16 protein-coding genes are annotated in these 18,228 nt (G+C 65.6%); 4 read left to right on the plus strand and 12 right to left on the minus strand.

The window, feature by feature from the left end; all coding sequences use genetic code 11:
• From glyS to IGW04_RS03565, 11 genes are all read right to left on the minus strand, one after another.
• Nucleotides 1-2,097: a glycine--tRNA ligase subunit beta gene (glyS, locus tag IGW04_RS03515; RefSeq protein WP_194711635.1), complete on the minus strand. Its 2,097-nt coding sequence runs from the start codon at nt 2,095-2,097 to the stop codon at nt 1-3.
• Between the two features lie 27 nt (nt 2,098-2,124).
• Nucleotides 2,125-3,036, minus strand: coding sequence for a glycine--tRNA ligase subunit alpha (gene glyQ, locus IGW04_RS03520; protein WP_194711636.1), 912 nt, complete (start codon nt 3,034-3,036; stop codon nt 2,125-2,127).
• A gap of 444 nt (nt 3,037-3,480) precedes the next feature.
• The gene (locus IGW04_RS03525; protein ID WP_194711637.1) at nt 3,481-4,371 is read right to left on the minus strand and encodes a cytochrome c oxidase assembly protein; all 891 of its coding nucleotides are present in this window, start codon (nt 4,369-4,371) and stop codon (nt 3,481-3,483) included.
• Nucleotides 4,359-4,688 (minus strand): hypothetical protein, encoded by a 330-nt coding sequence (locus IGW04_RS03530; protein ID WP_194711638.1) that lies wholly within the window; start codon nt 4,686-4,688, stop codon nt 4,359-4,361. Before IGW04_RS03530 ends, IGW04_RS03525 begins: the two co-directional genes overlap by 13 nt.
• Before the next feature lie 10 nt (nt 4,689-4,698).
• Complete coding sequence (locus IGW04_RS03535) at nt 4,699-5,310, minus strand: cytochrome c oxidase subunit 3 (protein WP_194711639.1); 612 nt, start codon at nt 5,308-5,310, stop codon at nt 4,699-4,701.
• Entirely contained in the window at nt 5,307-7,229 is a 1,923-nt protein-coding gene (gene ctaD, locus IGW04_RS03540) for a cytochrome c oxidase subunit I (RefSeq protein ID WP_194711640.1), read from the minus strand. The genes IGW04_RS03535 and ctaD overlap by 4 nt, the downstream gene beginning before the upstream one ends.
• Nucleotides 7,226-8,242: a cytochrome c oxidase subunit II gene (coxB, locus tag IGW04_RS03545; RefSeq protein ID WP_194711641.1), complete on the minus strand. Its 1,017-nt coding sequence runs from the start codon at nt 8,240-8,242 to the stop codon at nt 7,226-7,228. Before coxB ends, ctaD begins: the two co-directional genes overlap by 4 nt.
• A gap of 2 nt (nt 8,243-8,244) precedes the next feature.
• Entirely contained in the window at nt 8,245-8,802 is a 558-nt protein-coding gene (locus tag IGW04_RS03550) for a c-type cytochrome (protein WP_194711642.1), read from the minus strand.
• Entirely contained in the window at nt 8,799-9,632 is an 834-nt protein-coding gene (locus IGW04_RS03555) for a quinoprotein dehydrogenase-associated putative ABC transporter substrate-binding protein (RefSeq protein WP_194711643.1), read from the minus strand. The genes IGW04_RS03550 and IGW04_RS03555 overlap by 4 nt, the downstream gene beginning before the upstream one ends.
• A complete protein-coding gene (locus IGW04_RS03560) occupies nt 9,613-11,394 on the minus strand; it encodes a methanol/ethanol family PQQ-dependent dehydrogenase (RefSeq protein WP_194711644.1) in 1,782 nt (593 codons plus the stop codon). Before IGW04_RS03560 ends, IGW04_RS03555 begins: the two co-directional genes overlap by 20 nt.
• A gap of 233 nt (nt 11,395-11,627) precedes the next feature.
• Nucleotides 11,628-12,530: a LysR family transcriptional regulator gene (locus IGW04_RS03565; protein WP_194711764.1), complete on the minus strand. Its 903-nt coding sequence runs from the start codon at nt 12,528-12,530 to the stop codon at nt 11,628-11,630.
• A 92-nt stretch (nt 12,531-12,622) separates the two neighbouring features.
• Here IGW04_RS03565 and IGW04_RS03570 point away from each other — a divergent pair, with 92 nt between their 5' ends.
• From IGW04_RS03570 to IGW04_RS03585, 4 genes are all read left to right on the plus strand, one after another.
• The gene (locus tag IGW04_RS03570) at nt 12,623-13,327 is read left to right on the plus strand and encodes a histidine phosphatase family protein (RefSeq protein WP_194711645.1); all 705 of its coding nucleotides are present in this window, start codon (nt 12,623-12,625) and stop codon (nt 13,325-13,327) included.
• A gap of 24 nt (nt 13,328-13,351) precedes the next feature.
• Nucleotides 13,352-14,122 (plus strand): SDR family oxidoreductase, encoded by a 771-nt coding sequence (locus IGW04_RS03575; RefSeq protein ID WP_194711646.1) that lies wholly within the window; start codon nt 13,352-13,354, stop codon nt 14,120-14,122.
• Between the two features lie 63 nt (nt 14,123-14,185).
• Nucleotides 14,186-15,418, plus strand: coding sequence for an acyl-CoA dehydrogenase family protein (locus IGW04_RS03580; RefSeq protein ID WP_194711647.1), 1,233 nt, complete (start codon nt 14,186-14,188; stop codon nt 15,416-15,418).
• A 182-nt stretch (nt 15,419-15,600) separates the two neighbouring features.
• A complete protein-coding gene (locus IGW04_RS03585; RefSeq protein ID WP_194711648.1) occupies nt 15,601-17,304 on the plus strand; it encodes a long-chain-fatty-acid--CoA ligase in 1,704 nt (567 codons plus the stop codon).
• A 502-nt stretch (nt 17,305-17,806) separates the two neighbouring features.
• On the opposite strand, the gene IGW04_RS03590 is transcribed toward IGW04_RS03585, so the two are convergent.
• A complete protein-coding gene (locus IGW04_RS03590) occupies nt 17,807-18,076 on the minus strand; it encodes a GlsB/YeaQ/YmgE family stress response membrane protein (RefSeq protein WP_194711649.1) in 270 nt (89 codons plus the stop codon).
• Between the last annotated feature and the right edge of the window lie 152 nt (nt 18,077-18,228).

An 18,228-nucleotide genomic window follows, 5' to 3' on the forward strand; every position in this document is an offset into this window, starting at 1 on the left:
TCAGGCGGCCAGCTTGGAGATGTCGGCCACGCGGTTCATCATGCCGTGCAGCTCCGACAGCAGCGCGACGCGGTTGTTGCGCAGGCCGATGTCCTCGGCCATCACCATCACATCGTTGAAGAAGGCGTCGACATCGGTGCGCAGATGCGCCAGGCCCTTCAACGTCGTGGCGAAGTCGCCCTGCGCATAGGCCTGCTCGACGGTGGGCTTCAGGCTGGTCATGGCCGCATACAGGCCCTGTTCCGCGCTTTCCTGCAGCAGGCCGCTCTGCACCGCGGCGCCTGCCGTATCGGCCTTCTTCAGGATGTTGGTGATGCGCTTGTTGGCCGCGGCCAGCGCCTCGGCTTCAGGCAGCGCGGCAAAGGCCTGCACCGCTTCCAGCCGCTCGACGATGTTGTCCAGCACGTCCGGCTGCTGGGCGATCACTGCCTCGACTTCGTTCTGGGTGAAGCCGCGCTCGCGCAGCAGGCCGCGCAGGCGGTCGTACAGGAAGGCGGTGACTTCGGCCACGGGGTCCTTGAAGTTGGCGTTGCCGGCAAACAGCGCGGCAGTCGCCTGCAGCAGGGCCGAGATCGCCAGCGGCAGCCGCTTTTCCACCAGCATGCGCAGGATGCCCAGCGCATGGCGGCGCAGCGCGAACGGGTCCTTGTCGCCGGTCGGCGCCAGGCCGATGCCCCAGATGCCGACCAGGGTTTCGAGCTTGTCGGCCAGGGCCACCACGGTGCCGGTGACGGTGGCGGGCAGGGCGTCGCCGGCATAGCGTGGCTGGTAATGCTCGGAAATCGATTGCGCCACTTCCTCCGGCTCGCCGTCATGGCGGGCGTAATAGGTGCCCATGATGCCCTGCAGTTCGGGAAACTCGCCGACCATGTCGGTCAGCAAATCGGTCTTGGCCAGCTGCGCGGCGCGCGCGGCGAGGTTGGCGTCGGCTTTGAGCATGCCGGCGATTTCCACCGCCAGCGCGGTGACGCGGCCGGTGCGCTCGCCCTGGCTGCCCAGCTTGTTGTGATAGACCACGTTGGCCAGGCCCGGCACGCGCTCGGCCAGCTTTTTCTTCTTGTCCTGCTCGAAGAAGAACTTGGCGTCCGACAGGCGCGGCCGCACCACGCGCTCATTGCCGCCGATGATGTGGCGCGGGTCGTCGGTTTCCAGGTTGGAGACGATCAGGAAGCGCGAGCGCAGCTTGCCGGCGGCGTCGGTCAGCGCGAAGTATTTCTGGTTGGTCTGCATGGTGAGGATCAGGCATTCCTGCGGCACCGTCAGGAATTCGCTCTCGAAGTTGCAGGCATAGACCACCGGCCATTCGACCAGCGCATTGACTTCGTCGAGCAGCGACTCGGGCATCAGGATCTGGTCGCCGCCGGCGGCAGCCTGGAGGGCGTCGCGGATGCGCTCCTTGCGCGCCTCGATGCCGGGAATCACGCGGCCCTGGTTTTCCAGCGTGGCGGCATAGCTGTCGGCGCTGGCGATGACGATCTCGCCGGGCGCCAGGAAGCGATGGCCGAGGGTGACGTTGGATGCCTGCAGGCCCAGCAGCGACACCGGCACGATGTCGGCGCCGAGCAGCGCGGTCAGGCGGTGCACCGGACGCACGAACTGCACGGTGGCGCCGTCCGGACGCTGGTAGCTCATCACTTTCGGGATCGGCAGCTTGGCGACCGCTTCTTCCAGGCTGGCCTGCAGGCCGGTCTGCAGCGGCGCGCCGGGCGCGGTGTAGGTGAAGAAAAAGCTTTCGGCCTTGCCATCCTGCGCGCGTTCGAGCTGCTCCAGGCTGATCTGCGGCACGCCGGCGGTCTGCGCCAGCGCGGCCAGTTTCTTGGCCAGCGGCGCGCTGGGCTTGCCTTCGGCGTCCAGCGCGACCGTTACCGGCAGCACCTTTTCGCGGATCGACTTGTCCGGCGAGCCGGCGCGCACGCCGCTGATGGTGACGGCCAGGCGGCGCGGCGTGGCATAGGCGGTGCAGGCGGCGTCGGCTTCGAGGAAGGCGCGCGCTTTCAATCCGTTGAAGAGGCCGGCGGCAAAGGCCGCGCCCAGCTTGGCCAGCGCTTTCGGCGGCAGTTCTTCGGTAAGCAGTTCGACGAGTAAGGTCTGATTCATGTTGTGATTTCTTGGACGGTGCTGATATCAGGCGGCCTGGCGGCTGTCGCCGCACATCGGGAAGCCCAGCTTTTCGCGCGATTCGTAAAAGGCCTGGGCCACTGCGCGCGACAGGTTGCGGATGCGGCCGATATAGGCGGCGCGCTCCGTGACCGAAATGGCGCCGCGGGCGTCGAGCAGGTTGAAGGTATGGGCTGCCTTCAGGATCATTTCATAGGCCGGCAGCGTCAGCGGCACCGCCAGCAGGCGCTTGGCTTCGCTCTCGTAATTGGAGAACAGGGAAAACAGGAATTCCGTGTTGGAGTGCTCGAAGTTGTAGGTGGACTGTTCGACCTCGTTCTGGTGGAACACGTCGCCGTAGGTCAGCTTCTTGGTCACGCCGTTTTCTTCCCAGGTGGTCCACACCAGGTCATAGACGTTTTCCACGCCCTGCAGGTACATCGCCAGGCGCTCGATGCCATAGGTGATCTCGCCCAGCACCGGCTTGCAGTCGAGGCCGCCGACCTGCTGGAAATAGGTGAACTGGGTCACTTCCATGCCGTTCAACCAGACTTCCCAGCCCAGTCCCCAGGCGCCCAAGGTCGGGTTTTCCCAGTCATCCTCGACGAAGCGCACATCGTTCTGCTTCAGGTCCAGGCCCAGCGCCTGCAGCGAGCCGAGGTACAGGTCGAGAATGTTTTCCGGCGCCGGCTTCAACACTACCTGGTACTGGTAATAGTGCTGCATGCGGTTCGGGTTCTCGCCATAGCGGCCATCCTTGGGGCGGCGCGACGGCTGCACATAGGCAGCCCGCCACGGCTCGGGGCCTATCGCCCGCAGGAAGGTCGCGGTATGCGAGGTGCCGGCGCCGACTTCCATGTCGTAGGGTTGCAGCAGCGCGCAGCCTTGCGCGTCCCAGTACTCTTGCAGCGTGAGGATGACTTGTTGAAATGTAAGCATGTTGTTTTTCTGCTGGGGGAGCAGGCGATGGTGAGAGGCGCGGTGACGCGGAACAAACCGTGGATTCTAGCGGGTTTTGGGGGGAGGTAGGGGTGAGCGGGTGCAATTGACGGGCTGCCGCGGGTGCAGCGGCGGTTGCTGTTGCAGCGGCCTTTGCCGTTGCCGTTGCTTCTGCCGTTGCGGTGAAATCCCGCTGACACGGGCACTCACCGGGATTTCACCGCACCCGCACCCGCACCCGCACCCGCACCCGCACCCGCACCCGCAACCGCAACCGCAACCGCAACCGTAGGGTGCAATACCCGAAGGGCATTGCACCGCCGTTCGCAAATCGGGATAGCATTGTCAGCCGATTTCCTTGATCGACACAATGGTGTAATGCCCCTGCGGGGTATTACACCCTACAAAAGCGGCACCTTGTCCGCTTCAGGTAGCGCCGCAGCCCTACCGTATCCTCAGCGGCGCAGGCTTGCGTCCCTTCAGCCAATGCCCGGCCAGCGCCAGCCCTGCGATCAGGTAGGCCAGCGCACCCGGAATCCACATGATCAACCCGCCCAGCTGCTGGTCTTCCAGCGCATCGAAGCCGTACTGCCCGGCAGTGGCGATATAGCTCGGATACCAGACCACCGCCGACCAGGTCAGCAGCGCGCCCAGCGCGCCGGTGTGCAGCATGGTGGTAAACAGGTACAGCATCGCGCCGCCGCGCTGCGGACGGTCGCGGCCGTCGCCCAGCACGGCCCACCAGAACAGGAGGGCCGAGGCAAGGAAGCTGGTGTGCTGCCAGCCGTGCATGGCGCTGTCGGCCAGCGCGCCTTCGAACAGCAATGGCGCATGCCAGGCCCACAGCGCCACCGCATGCAGCAGCCATGACACCAGCGGCAGCGTCAGCCATTGCCATGGCAGGCGCACCGCCGGATGATGCAGCGCCGCGCCAACGGCATCGCGACAGGGCAGGGCCCATATCCATACCGCCAGCGGCCGGCCCATCACCAGCAGCGGTGCGGCGACGATCATCAGCAACTCATGCTGCAGCATGTGGGCCGAGAACAGCTGCACGCCCAGTCCGTCCAGCGGCGATGCAAGTGCTGCCACCAGCGTCAGCCAGCCAGCAGCGAAGAGGCCAGCCTGGCGCAGCAGCCGCGGGCGGCCGGCACGGGCGCGCAGCCACACCCGGCCGCCGCCCACGAGGTAAAGCGCCGCAGACAGGGCCAGCAGTACCAGCACCCAGGGTTCGGCACCCCAGCCGGGCGACGCGTCGGGCGCCTGCGCCACATGCGCCTGCGCGCCGGGCGCGGCCAGCAGCAGGGCGGCAATCAGAAGAGTCAGGAAACGCATGGCGAAACGATCCACTGCGGTATCCACATCGCAAACAGCACCAGCGACGACAGCAGCCCCACCATGACCGCCACCTGCGCCAGGAAATGCGGACGCACCGCTGCCGCATCCCCCGGCAAGGACACAGCCAGCCGGCGCTGGTTGCGCCATGCCATCAGCGTGAAGAGCAGCGACAGCAGCAGCGATGCCGCGCTCAGCCATTGCATCGCGCCGGTGCTCTGGCGGCTGCAGGAGGGCGTCACCAGCGCATACACTGCCGTCAGGTTGCCCAGCGCCAGCAGGGGGGAAACGATCAGTGCGGGCCAGTTCGGCATCATTTTCGACCTCTCAGTAGCGCGGCGCCCAGTAGATCACGGCGTAGATCGGCAGCCAGCTCAGCACCACGAAGTACCAGTACATCGCGTTCTCGCTGACATCGACAAAGCGCTTTCCCTCCAGCGGCCCGGTGAACATCAGCACCGTCAGCACTGCGCTGTCATAGGCGTCGGTGACCAGGTGGGTGGTGTGCAAGGCCATCAGCATCCAGACCACCGAGCCATAGGCCTGGCTGTCCCATCGGGTGTTCAGGCTGGTGAATTCCAGTACGCGTATGCCCAGGAATGCCAGCGAGAACAGCAGGCACACCACCATCCAGAGGCGCACCTTTTTCAGGTCCATCTTCTCGGCAGCCTTCTTGGCAAGCTGGTTGGGCAGCATGCTGGCCAGCAGGACCGCAGTGTTCAATGTTCCCCACAACAGCTCAGGCGGCGCCGCGTTCATCGGCCAGGTGGCCGAGTGGCTGCGCAGGTAGAAATAAGCGGCGATGGTCAGCGCGAAGATCATGCCCTCGATCAGCATCAGCCCGAAGGTGCCCCACCACATCAGGCTGCGGTGCCCAAAGCCGAAGGTGGGCAGGGCGCTTACGTCCAGCTCGCCCGGTTCATGCATGCCCGGCTTCATGGATGCACCTCGCTTTCGACATTCTTTCCGGTTTCCCCCTTCCGTGGCCAGAACCAGAACGTCAAGCCGATGGCCACCGGCACCGCGCCCCAGACCACGGCCCATGGCGTGAAGATGCTGCCGACGAACAGGATCGTCACCGCGATCGCGCTCAGGAACGGCCAGATGCTGGGCGATGGCATGGTGGGCCGCAGGTCGGGCACCGCGTCCAGCACCGTGGTGACGAGGATCTCGCGCCTGTCGTCAGCCAGGCCGGTGACATGCGCGGGCACGCCGTCCGGCTCCCACAGCGGATAGCGGCCGCCGCACACCGGCGGCGCGACGAAGTTGCCGGCCGGCGGCGGCGAGTCGGTGCCCCATTCCAGCGTGCCGGCGCCCCATGGATTGGGGCCGGCCGGCACACCGTGGCGGCGGCTCTTGCTCACATTGATGATGAACAGCAGCACGCTTGCGGCAATCATCACGCCGCCGACGGTGGCAGCCAGGTTCATCCGGTCCCAGCCCATGCCGGCCGGATAGGTCCAGACCCGGCGCGGCATGCCGGCCAGGCCCAGCAGGTGCATCGGAAAGAAGCTGACATTGAAGCCGATGAAGAATAGCCAGAAATTCCATTTGCCCAGCGTCTCGCCCAAGAGCCTGCCGGTGAATTTGGGAAACCAGTAATAGAAGGCGCCAAACAGCGGAAATACCGCGCCGCCGATGAGTACGTAATGCAGGTGCGCCACCACGAAATAGGTGTCATGCACCTGCAGATCCAGCGCCACCGAGGCCAGGATGATGCCGGTCAGGCCGCCCAGGGTCAGGATGAAGAAGAAGCCAAGGGCAAACAGCAGCGGTGTCCTGAAGTTGAGCTTGCCGGTCCACAGCGTGGAGATCCAGCAGAAGATCTGGATCGCGGTCGGTATCGCGATCATTGCGCTGGAAGCGGTGAAGAAGCTCTTGCCCAGTTCCGGGATGTTGGTGGCATACATGTGATGCACCCACAGGCCGAAGGCGAGGAAGGCGGTGGCGATCACGGCCAGCACCATCGCCGGATAGCCATAGACGGGCCGGCGCGAGAAGGTGGCGATGATGGACGACATGAAGCCCAGCGGCGGGATGAAGATCAGGTAGACCTCGGGATGGCCGAAGAACCAGAACAGGTGCTGCCACAGCAGCGCGTCGCCGCCCTCGGCCGGATTGTAGAAATGCGTGCTGACCAGGCGGTCGGTGATGAGCGCGGTGCTGGCCAGCATCACCGAGGGCATCGCGAACAGCACCATGAAGGAGGTCACCAGCATGGTCCAGACATACAGCGGCATGCGGTTCAGGGTCATGCCGGGCGCGCGCATCTTGAAGATGGTGGTGATCAGGATCACTGCTTCCAGCAGGGCTGACAGCTCGGTGAAAGTCACCAGCTGGGCCCAGAAGTCGACCCGCTTGCCGGGCGAGTAGTCCGGCCCGGCCAGCGGCACATAGGCGAACCAGCCGGCGTCGGGGCCGATGTCGAGCAGGAAGGCGGCATACAGCATCAGGCCGCCGAACAGGAAGATCCAGTAGGCGAAGGCATTCATGCGCGGGAAGGCCAGGCTGCGCGCGCCCAGCATCAGCGGCACCAGGTAGGAGCCGACCGCCTGCATCACCGGCACCGCGAACAGGAACATCATCGTGGTGCCGTGCATCGTGAAGAGCTGGTTGTAGAAGTCGGGGCCGACCAGGGTGTTTTCCGGGCGCGCCAGCTGCAGCCGCATGATCAGGGCCAGCACGCCGCCGGCGACGAAGAAGCCGAAGGTGGTGAGCATGAAGCGCACCGCGATGGTCTTGTGGTTGATGGCGGCGAACCAGCCGTACAGGCCGGGCGGGTCGCGCCATGTCTCCTCCAGCCGCTGCGCGCTGTCGCGCTGGCCGGTCTGCGCCGGTGTGGTGATGGTGGTCGTCATTTCAGTGTGCCCAGGTAGTCCAGCAGTGCATCCAGTTCCTCGCCCGACAGGGCTGTGGCCGGCATGTTGGTGCCGGGCTTGAGCTTCTGCGGCTGGGTGATCCAGGCGGCCATCTGCTGCCGGTTGTTCGGCAGCACGCCCGAGGCCAGGGTCTGGCGGCTGGCCACATGGGTCAGGTCGGGGCCGAACACGGCATTGGCGCCGCTGCCCTGTATCGCGTGGCACATCACGCAGCTGCGCTCCATGAACACCTGGCGGCCGCGGCTTTCCCGCGCGCTCAGCACAGTGGGGGCTTCGCGGCGCTGGGCATCGGCCCAGGCTTCATAGCGGTCGTTGGGCTCGGCGGTGACGAGGAAGGCCATCATCGCGTGCTCCAGGCCGCAGAACTCGGCGCACTGGCCGCGATAGGTGCCGGCCTGGTCGGCGCGCAGCCGGATCAGCGAGGTGCGCCCGGGGATCATGTCCTTCTTGCCATGCAGGTTGGGCAGCCAGAAGGTATGGATCACGTCGCTGCTCTTCAACGTCATGATCACCGGCCGGCCGACCGGGATATGCAGCTCGTTGGCGGTGCTGAAGATCCTGCCGGGCTCGGGATCGTTGTAGCGGGCTTCCCACCACCACTGATGCGCGGTGACCTCGATGTGCACCGCGTCGGCCAGCGGCATGCGGCCGAGCAGGCGGTCGGTCTGGAAGTCGGCGACGATCAGCACGAACAGCAGCGCAATCGAGGCGCCGACCGCCAGCAGCACATTGCGCTTCAGCTTCGGCTCGGGCGCGGCCAGTACGGCCACATCGGCCGGGGTCGCGGCGTCGCTGCGGCCTGAACGCCATAGCGCCGCCAGCAGCGCCAACAGCACGGCGACGAACACCAGCGAGCAGATGGCCACCGTCAGCAGCCACAAATCGTGGATGCGCTCGGCCTGGATGCCGGCCGGCCGCAGCGCGTTCTGCGACGGCGCCGCCGCGACCGTGGCCGCAGGCAGCAGGAAGGGGAGGAAGAGGAGGGCTCTCATGGTCATTGCGCCTGCTGCGGCTGCCCTCCCTCCCTGGGCTCTTCCTTCTGCCGCTGCTGCTCGGCCTTGCCGGGGCTGAGGCTGTCACTGCGCGCCGGGGCAACGGCCGAACCGAGTTGCCCGCTGAGCGAGCGCACATAGGCAACCAGCTGCCATAGTTGCTCTTCCGGTATGTGGCCGCCGAATGACGGCATGCCGTTTGGCCGGCCCTGGACGATGGTGGCGTAGATGTTGGCCGGATCGGCGCCATAGATCCACTTGTCGTCCATCAGGGCCGGGCCCATGCCGCCACCGCCGCCGTTGCCGTGACAGCCGGCGCAGTTGTACTGCTTGAACAGGCGCTTGCCCTGCGAAGTTGCGTAGGCATTCTCTTCAAACGGGTTGCTTGCCGTGGCGCTGGCCTTGGGCTGGCCCGGCTGCAGTCCGCTCAGGCGCAAGGGATCGGTCGGTGAAGCGGTTGCCGGCGCGCCCGGCAGCGGCCGCTGTTCCCGGTAGCAGCCCGGCAGCAGGGCCAGCAGCACGACGCAGGCGCACAGGCGGCGGACGAAGGGCGGATTCATCGTGGATTCTCCTGGCCGGGGTCGGTGCGGGGGACTGCATATTGCGCCAGCACCGCGTCGATGTCGTTGCGGCGGCGCCGCAGCACGGCGTCGAGTTCGTCACGCATCGCGGCATTGCCACGGGCCACGCCCATCGCGATGGCGAACTCGAAAGGCGCCTGCAGGCCGGCTGGCGCATCGGCTACCGCAATCTCCATCGGGACCGCGGCGCGCCTGGCGAAATAGCCTGCCTGCGGCCCCCACAGCAGCGCGCTGTCGATGGCATGGCTGGCCAGCGCATCGACCATGCGCCGGGCGGCCGGCCCGTCACCATAGACCGGGTAGCCGACCACATTGGCCAGCGCGCCCGCGCGGGCCAGCGCATGGCCCGGCGGGGTGGCTGCCATGTCGTTGCCCACCAGTTGCACGCCGATGGGCCGCGTTGCAATGCCTGGGTCGGCAAAGCTGTGCGGCGCATCGTCGCCGCGGCGCCAGACGAATACATAGGAGGAACGGTAATAGGGCTGCGTGGTCAGCACCCGCTCGAAGCCGGCCGGGACGCCGATGAAGACATCGCAGCGGCCCGTGCCCATGGTCTTCCTGACGAAGCCGCGGCGCAGCGGCTGCCATTCATACTGCAGCGATGCGCCGAGCTCGTCGGCCACGATGGCAGCGATGCGGTTCTCGAAGCCGCTTTCATCCTGGTGCGAATAGGGCAGGTTGTCCGGGTCGGCGCATACCCGCAGCACGCGTTCCGCATCGGCCGCATCGGCGGTCGACATGGCGGCCAGGGCCAGGGCCAGTGCCAGCCAGCGGGCAAGCGCCCGCGGGTCAGGGGAGCGCGAAGACATAGAGCATGCCGCCCATGCCGGTTTGCTGCGGAAGATCCGCCGTCGCATTGACCATGCCGTTGGCGGCCGTGCCGTCACGCGCATCCAGGCCGCCGGCGACGATGGCGCCGGCCCAGCCGCCCACGCCCGACAGCACGGCGATGTACTGTTTGCCATCCGGGCCGCGGTAGCTGATCGGCTGGCCGATGATGCCGGAGCCGGTCTTGAACTGCCACAGCAGCTTGCCGTCCTTCGCGTCCACCGCCTTGAACCAGCCTTCCAGCGTGCCGTAGAACACCACGTCGCCCGCGGTTGCCAGCGCGCCGCTCCAGACCGGGAAATTTTCCTGGATGCTCCAGGCCTTGGTGTTGCGCACCGGGTCCCAGGCGCTGAACTCGCCGCGGTGGCCGCCCGGGCCGGGGTGCATCTTGATCTCCGCGCCGACGTAGGGCGTGCCGGCGATGTAGCTGGCCTGGGACGTGGCCGCGTCCTGGCACAGGTTCTGGTGCGGCAGGTACAGCAATTGCGTGCGCGGCGACCAGGCCGATGGCTGCCAGTCCTTGCCGCCGGGCGAGGCGGGGCAGATGTTGCGCACCACCTCGCCGGCCCGCGGCTCGGTTTTCGCGTCGTACTTCAGGGCGCCGGTCTGCAGGTCCACGCCTTCGCTGGTGGTGATGTGCACGTAGGGCGTGGCGGACAGCACCTGGCCAGTGCGCCGGTCCATCACGTACACGTAGCCATTGCGGTCCGGATGCAGCAGCACCTTGCGCTGGGCGCCGTCGATGCTCAGGTCCACCAGCACGTTCTCGTTCACGCCGTCGTAGTCATGCAGGTCATGCGGGCTCAGCTGGTAGAACCAGGCAGCCTCGCCGCTATCGGGCTTGCGGGCGAAGATGCCGGAGGTGAACTTGTTGGCGCCGGGCCGCTGCTCCGGGTTCCACGGGCCGGGATTGCCGGTGCCGTAATAGATCAGGTCGGTCTCCGCATCGTAGGAGACGAAGCCCCAGGCATTGCCGCCGCCGATCTTCCAGGCGCCGCCAGGCCAAGTGGAGACGCCCAGGTCCTTGCCGCGGTCCTGCGCGTAATACGGCTTGTAGCTCTCGCCGATCAGCACGTCGCGGTCGGGGCCGGTGCTGTAGGCGCGCCAGACCTGCTTGCCGGTGGCTGCGTCGAGCGCCGTCAGCCAGCCGCGCACGCCCAGTTCGCCGCCGCTGTTGCCGACCAGGACACGGCCCTTCACCACCAGCGGCGCCATGGTGATGGTTTCGCCGGCATTGATGTCGCCCAGTCTGGCGCGCCAGACTTCCTTGCCGCTCTTCGCGTCGACCGCGATGGTCTGGTTGTCCAGCGTGTTGAAAAAGATGCGGCCGTCGGCATAGGCGGCGCCGCGATTGACCACGTCGCAGCAGGCCACGCCCTGGGAACTCGCATTGGGCTTGGGCTCGAAGCGCCATTTCATCGGCGCGCCCGGCTGCTTCAGGTCCAGCGCATACAGGTAGTTGGGGTAGGGCGCGACGATGTACATCGTGTCGCCCACCACCAGGGGCGCGCCTTCATGGCCGCGCAGCACGCCGGTGGAAAAGGTGAAGGCCGGCTTCAGGTCCTTCACATTGGCGGCGGTGATCTGGTTCAGGCCGCTGTAGCGGGTGTTGGCATGGTCCCTTGCCGCCATGGGCCAGTTGCCGTCATCGGCGGCCGGGTCGGCGGCAGCGGCGCCAAGGGGCATCAGCGCGAGTGCCAGGATGCTGGCGGAAAGCAGGGCGGTGGTTCTGCGCAGAGTCATGTGGTGGTCAACCTATTGTTATATGAACAACAACCTGGTGAGACCTCTATCTGCAAAACCTGTGCCCGCCGATGCCCGACGGCATCAGCCCGATAAATCCTCCACGTTGTAAAAGCTGCATGTAAAAGTCCTGTTTGCTACTCGACAGTTTGCTGCCGCAGTCCCATGCAGCGGCTGAAACGTCTCGCGCCGGCATGGCGGGTGGCATTGCCGGCGCCTGCCGCCATCCCGTTTCAGCCCGCCACCGCCGCGATCAGCTTGTCGCGCAGCCAGCGGTTGGCCGGATCGTCCTCGACATTCGCATGCCAGTACATATACACGTCCCATGCCGGCATGCCGATCGGCAGCGGCAGCAGCTGGTTGTCGAACTGCTGGTTGGCCACGCGGGCATAGCGCTCCGGCATGGTCAGGATCAGGTCGGTCTGGCTGACCACGCGGCAGGCGGCGAAATAATGCTGGCAGCGCAGCCGGATATTGCGCTGCATGCCGAGCCGGCTCAGTTCGAAGTCCTCGATGCCCGGCCCCTTGCGGCGCGAACTGGCCAGCACATGGTCTTCTGCCAGGTACTGCTCCAGCGTGATCCCGCCCTGCAGCCGCGGATGGCCGCGCCGCGCCACCACCAGCGTGCGGTCGGCCAGGATGCGGGTATGGCGGATGTCGTCGCCCAGCGGCAGCAGCACGTCGATCGCGCAGTCCAGGGTGCCGGCCTGCAGCTCGCTTTCCAGTTCGCGCCGGTCGACCTGCACCGCGGCCACCCTGGCCCTGGGCGCGTCGCGGTCCATCGCCGTCATCAGCGGCGGCAGCACGGTGGCTTCCAGCACGTCGCGCAGCGCCAGCGTGAACTGCTTCTCGGTGGTGGCCGCGTCGAAGCGGTTGAGCTTGTTCAGCGTCACCTCGAAGCCGCGCAGGGACTGCCGCACCGGCTCGATGATGCTGCGCGCCAGAGGCGTCGACACCATCAGGTGCCCCTTGCGCACGAAAAGGGGGTCGCCGAACATCGTGCGCAGCCGGCCCAGCGCATGGCTGATCGCCGGCTGGGTCAGGTTCAGCTTGGCGCTGGCGCGGGTCACGCTGCCTTCGGTGTAGATCGCGTCGAAGACGATGAAGAGGTTCAGGTCGACCCTGGATATATGCATCATATTGATGGAAGTTGATTACCCGTATTCATTTGATCGATTGTAAGCGACTCTGTACCATGGTTTGCATCGCAACATGAGCAGAGGCAGTGATGGGACAGATTTATCTGGTACGGCACGGTCAGGCTTCCTTCGGCAAGGAAAACTATGACCAGCTGTCCGAACTCGGCATGGAACAGGGCAGGCTGCTGGGCAAATGGTTCGCCGACTGCGGCGTGCAGTTCGACCAGGTGGTCACGGGCGACATGGAGCGCCACCGCCAGACAGCGGAGGCTTGCCTGGCGCAACTGCCGCAGCCTTATCCCGCCACCGGCTGGCTGACCGACGCCGGTTTCAATGAATATGACCACCGCGAGGTGCTGCAGCGCCACCGCCCCGACTTCGTCGACCCGATCGCGGTCAAGCAGTTCTTCCTGGAAACCGACAATGCCAAGGAGGTCTACCAGCGCCTGTTCGAGGAGTCGATGTCTCGCTGGATGGACGGCAGCCACGACCATGAATACGCCGAGACCTGGCCGATGTTCCGCCAGCGGGTACTGGCCGCGCTGCAGCGCCTGCTGGAAGGCGCCGGCGCCTCGCAGCGCATCGTGGTGTTCACCTCCGGCGGCACCATTGCCACGCTGTGCCAGCATCTGCTGGGCCTGTCCGACGAGCGCATGGCCAAGCTGAACTGGACCCTGGTCAACGCCGCCGTCACCCGCCTGCTGTACCGCCCCGGCCATGTGACGCTGAGCACGATGAACAGCTATGCCCACCTGGAGCTGCTGGGCGAGAAGAAGTCCATCACCTACCGATAAGACAGACACCACGAGGAGACAAGCATGAACCCAGGCAATCCATTCGACCTGACCGGCAAGATCGCGCTGGTCACCGGCGCGTCGCGCGGCATCGGCGAGGGCATCGCCCGCCTGCTGGCGGCGCAGGGCGCGCATGTGATCGTGTCGAGCCGCAAGCAGGATGCCTGCGAGGCGGTGGCGGCATCGATCCGCGAGGACGGCGGCAAGGCCGAGGCCTATGCCTGCCACATCGGCGAGATGGCCCAGATCGACAAGCTGTTCGCCGACCTGGAGGCGAAACATGGCCGCATCGACATCCTGATCAACAATGCCGCCACCAACCCGCATTTCGGCCACATCACCGAGACCGATGTCGGCGCCTTCCAGAAGACCGTGGACGTGAACATCCGCGGCTACTTCTTCATGTCGTCGGCGGCGGCGAAGCTGATGGCCAGGAATGGCGGCGGCAGCATCGTCAACGTGGCCTCGGTCAATGGCGTCACGCCCGGCGCGCAGCAGGGCATCTATTCCATCACCAAGGCGGCCGTGATCTCGATGACCAAGGCCTTCGCCCGCGAATGCGCGCCGCAGAAGGTGCGGGTCAATGCGCTGCTGCCGGGCGCGACCGACACCAAGTTCGCCTCGGCCCTGTTCCACAACCCGGTGATCCTGGAACAGGCGCTGTCGCACATCCCGATGCGGCGCGTCGCCGAGCCTTCCGAAATGGCCGGCGCGGTGCTGTACCTGGCCTCCGACGCGGCCAGCTATACCACCGGCGCGGCGCTGAACGTCGACGGCGGCTATCTCTGCAGTTAAACCAGTCAGACCAGTCAAACCAGTCAGACCAGTCAAACCCCCAATCACGCAAGGGAGCACCAGATGGATTTCCAGTACAGCGACAAGGTGAAGGACCTGCAGTCACGTCTTTTGGCCTTCATGGACGAGCATGTGTTTCCGAATGAGCAGCGGTATTTCGACGAGGTGGAAACCAACCGCCGCAACGGCAATGCCTGGCAGCCGACCCGCGTGATCGAGGAACTGAAGCACAAGGCGCGCGACGCCGGCCTGTGGAACCTGTTCCTGCCGGAGTCGCGCCACGGCGCCGGCCTGACCAACCTGGAATATGCGCCGCTGTGCGAGATCATGGGCCGCGCGATCTGGTCGCCCGAAGTCTTCAACTGCAGCGCGCCCGATACCGGCAACATGGAAGTGCTGGCCCGCTACGGCACCGAGGAACACCAGAAGCAATGGCTGGCGCCGCTGCTGGCTGGCGAGATCCGCTCCTGCTTCGCCATGACCGAGCCGGCGGTGGCATCGTCGGACGCGACCAACATCGAAGCCCGCATCGAGCGCGACGGCGACGAATATGTGATCAACGGCCGCAAGTGGTGGTCGTCCGGCGCCAACGACCCGCGCTGCAAGGTCTTCATCTTCATGGGCAAGACCGACCCCGACAATCCCGACCGCCACAAGCAGCAGTCGATGATCATCGTGCCGCGCGACACGCCGGGCGTGACCATTGCCCGCCATCTGCCGGTGTTCGGCTTCGACGATGCGCCGCATGGCCATGCCGAGACCGTGTTCGAGAATGTCCGGGTGCCGGTCTCCAACATACTGCTGGGCGAGGGGCGGGGCTTCGAGATCGCCCAGGGCCGCCTCGGGCCGGGCCGCATCCACCACTGCATGCGCCTGATCGGCCTGGCCGAGCGCGCGCTGGACCAGATGTGCAAGCGCACACTGTCGCGGGTGGCCTTCGGCCGTCCGGTGGCGGAGCAGGGCGTGACGCTGGAGCGCATCGCCGAGGCCCGCATCGACATCGACCAGGCCCGCTTCCTGGTGCTGAACGCGGCGCAGATGATGGACACGGTGGGCAACAAGGCCGCCGCCAAGGAGATCGCGATGATCAAGGTGGCCGCGCCGAACATGGCATGCCGGGTGATCGACTGGGCGATCCAGGCGCAGGGCGGCGGCGGCATGACCGATCCCTTCCTGGCCCCGGCCTATGCCGGCGCGCGCGCGCTGCGCATCGCCGACGGCCCGGACGAGGTGCATCGCAACCAGATCGGCCGGCTGGAACTGGCCCGGCACAAGGCGGCGATGAAGGCGCATTGAAACACGCTGTCGATGACGCATGAGGCATGAACGATGCCCTGTGCGCCAGGCCTGCCGCGGCAGGTTCTGGCGCACAGGGCATTCTGCCTTTCTGCATCCGGCCGGCTTGATATAAGCTTGCCACTGGCGCAACGGCATCGGAAAGAATGCCGCTATCCATGAAAACATACGGAGACTCAAGAATGCATCAACACCCCTGGATCAAGTCCTATCCCCCCGGCGTGCAGTGGGATGCGCCGCTGACGGCAATGCCGGTGCAGCAGATCCTCGACGACGCCGCCGCGCGCTGGCCGGAGCAGACCGCGCTGGAATTCATGGGCAAGAAGACCAGCTACCGCGAACTGCAGGACCTGACCAACCGGGCCGCTGCCGGCTTCCAGAAGCTGGGCGTTGCGCCCGGCGTGCATGTCGGCCTGTTCCTGCCCAACACGCCGCATTACGTGATCGGCTTCTTCGGCGTGCTCAAGGCCGGCGGCACCGTGGTCAACTACTCGCCGCTGGATGCGGCCAAGGTGCTGGAGCACAAGGTCGAGGACAGCCGCAGCGACATCATGGTGACGCTGGACCTGGCCGCGCTGTATCCGCAGATGCGCGGCCTGATGGGCAGGAGCCGCCTGAAGAAGCTGGTGGTCGGCAGCCTGGATGAAATGAGCGGCCATCCGCAGGCGGTGCGCGCCCACCTGCAGGGCGCCGGCATGCTGGCCGAGGTAGAGGCCGACGACATGCAGATGCCGTTTTCAGCCCTGCTCGACAATGACGGCCGCTATGAGCGCCATGCGCTGCCGGCCAGCCTGCATGACGCGGTCGCCGTGCTGCAGTACACCGGCGGCACCACCGGCCTGCCCAAGGGCGCGATGCTGACCCATGCCAACCTGAGCTCGGCGGTCGCCCAGATCATGGCCATCGTCAGCGGCGAGCCGCGTGTGCTGGAAGAGGGCAAGGAAAGGGTGCTGGCGGTGCTGCCGCTGTTCCATATCTATGCGCTGACGGTGGACATGCTGTTCGGCCTGCGCCTGGGCGCCGAGATCGTGCTGCATACCCGCTTCGATGCCGACGCGGTGCTGAAGGACCTGGCGGCCAAGAAGATCACCGTGTTCCCGGGCGTGCCCACCATGTACACCGCCATCCTCAACCATCCCGACGCCGGCAAGTACGACCTGAGCGCGCTGAAGTTCTGCGGCTCGGGCGGCGCGCCGCTGCCGGTGGAAGTCAACCAGCGCTTCCAGCAGGCCACCGGCTGCAGCCTGCTGGAAGGCTGGGGCATGACCGAGACCTCGCCCACCGGCACTTTCACCCCGTCCCACGTGCCGCAGCGGGCCGGTTCCTGCGGCCTGCCGACGGTGGGCGTGACGATGAAGTTCATCAGCGTCGACGATCCCGCGGTCACCGTGCCGCAAGGCGAGCGCGGCGAATTGTGCATCAAGGGGCCGAACGTGATGAAGGGCTACTGGAACAAGCCGGAAGCGACCGCCGAGTCGATGACTGAAGACGGTTTCTTCCGTACCGGCGACGTCGGCTACATGGACCAGGACGGCTATGTCTACATCGTCGACCGCACCAAGGACATGATTCTGTGCAGCGGCTACAACGTCTATCCGCGCGTGGTGGAGGAAGCCATCTACGAGCATCCGTCGGTATCGGAGGTCAGCGTGATCGGCGTGCCCGACGCCTACCGCGGCCAGTCGCCCAAGGCTTTCGTCACCTTGAAACAGGGGGCTGCCGGCTTCACCCTGGAAGAATTGCAGGCTTTCCTGAAGTCCCGCCTGGGCAAGCATGAAATGGTGCAGGCGCTGGAGATCAGGCAGGCCCTGCCGAAGACGCCGGTGGGCAAGCTGTCGAAGAAGGAGCTGTATGCGGAGGAAGCGCAGAAGCGCAGCGCGGGCTAGTGCATGTTTGGCGGCTGGGAGGGTGTAATACCCCAAAGGGGCATTACACCTTTCGTCGATCAAGGGAAGCCGCCGACTTTCTCTGTCGGTGTCCTTCGTAGCCTTCAGCAGGGTGGAGTACCCCGAAGAGGCATTCCACCACATCGACATCACGACAGTGCAATAGCATTGCAGGAACCGGCGACGCAGGACGGTCCTGTCGCGTGTGTCATTAAAACCAAGCGCCGGCGGTACAGCAGAGGGCATATGCGGACTCTCGCTGCGTTCGACGGCCTGGTGTAATGCCCCTTCGGGGTATTACACCCTACGGCAGGTTGCTGAAATACTGATGGGAAGTTGCCGGAAAGGCATTGTAGGGCGAGGGGGCGCGGTACGCGCTAGACAGCGGAGAGGAAGTAAAAGGAAACGGCAGGCTGGCTTGCTGCTCATTCGGAAGGGGTAACCCATCGGCGGTCCAGCCAGCCGATGGGTATTCTTCCGAAGATCAACGATTCCTCCGTACTTAGCGTGGGCTGCCGCGGCGGAACAGGTTGACGATGGCCAGCAAGATCACGGCGCCGAGCAGCGAAACCAGCAGCGAGCTAATGGAGAAGTCGTTCTGGTTAATGGTGCCAGTGCCAAACAGAGGGGCGAGCAACCAGCCGCCCAGCAACGCGCCGATGATGCCAACAACAACGTTCAGGAACATACCTTGTTGTGCGTCGGTACGCATGATCATGCTTGCTACCCAGCCGAGAAGGCCGCCTACCACTATCCAGATAATAAAGTTCATTTTGATCTCCAAAAAGTACATCAAGAAAAACGTCTCCGGCCAGACGCGGCGTTTGACGACTTAAAAATCCGGGATGGAAAGTCTTTCCTTGAAACACTGTCCAGCCCGCATTCGACCTTGGTCATGAACGATATAGCAATCTGTGGGCCAGC

Origin of the sequence: Noviherbaspirillum soli (assembly GCF_015352955.1) — a bacterium.
Classification (GTDB): domain Bacteria; phylum Pseudomonadota; class Gammaproteobacteria; order Burkholderiales; family Burkholderiaceae_D; genus Noviherbaspirillum_A; species Noviherbaspirillum_A soli.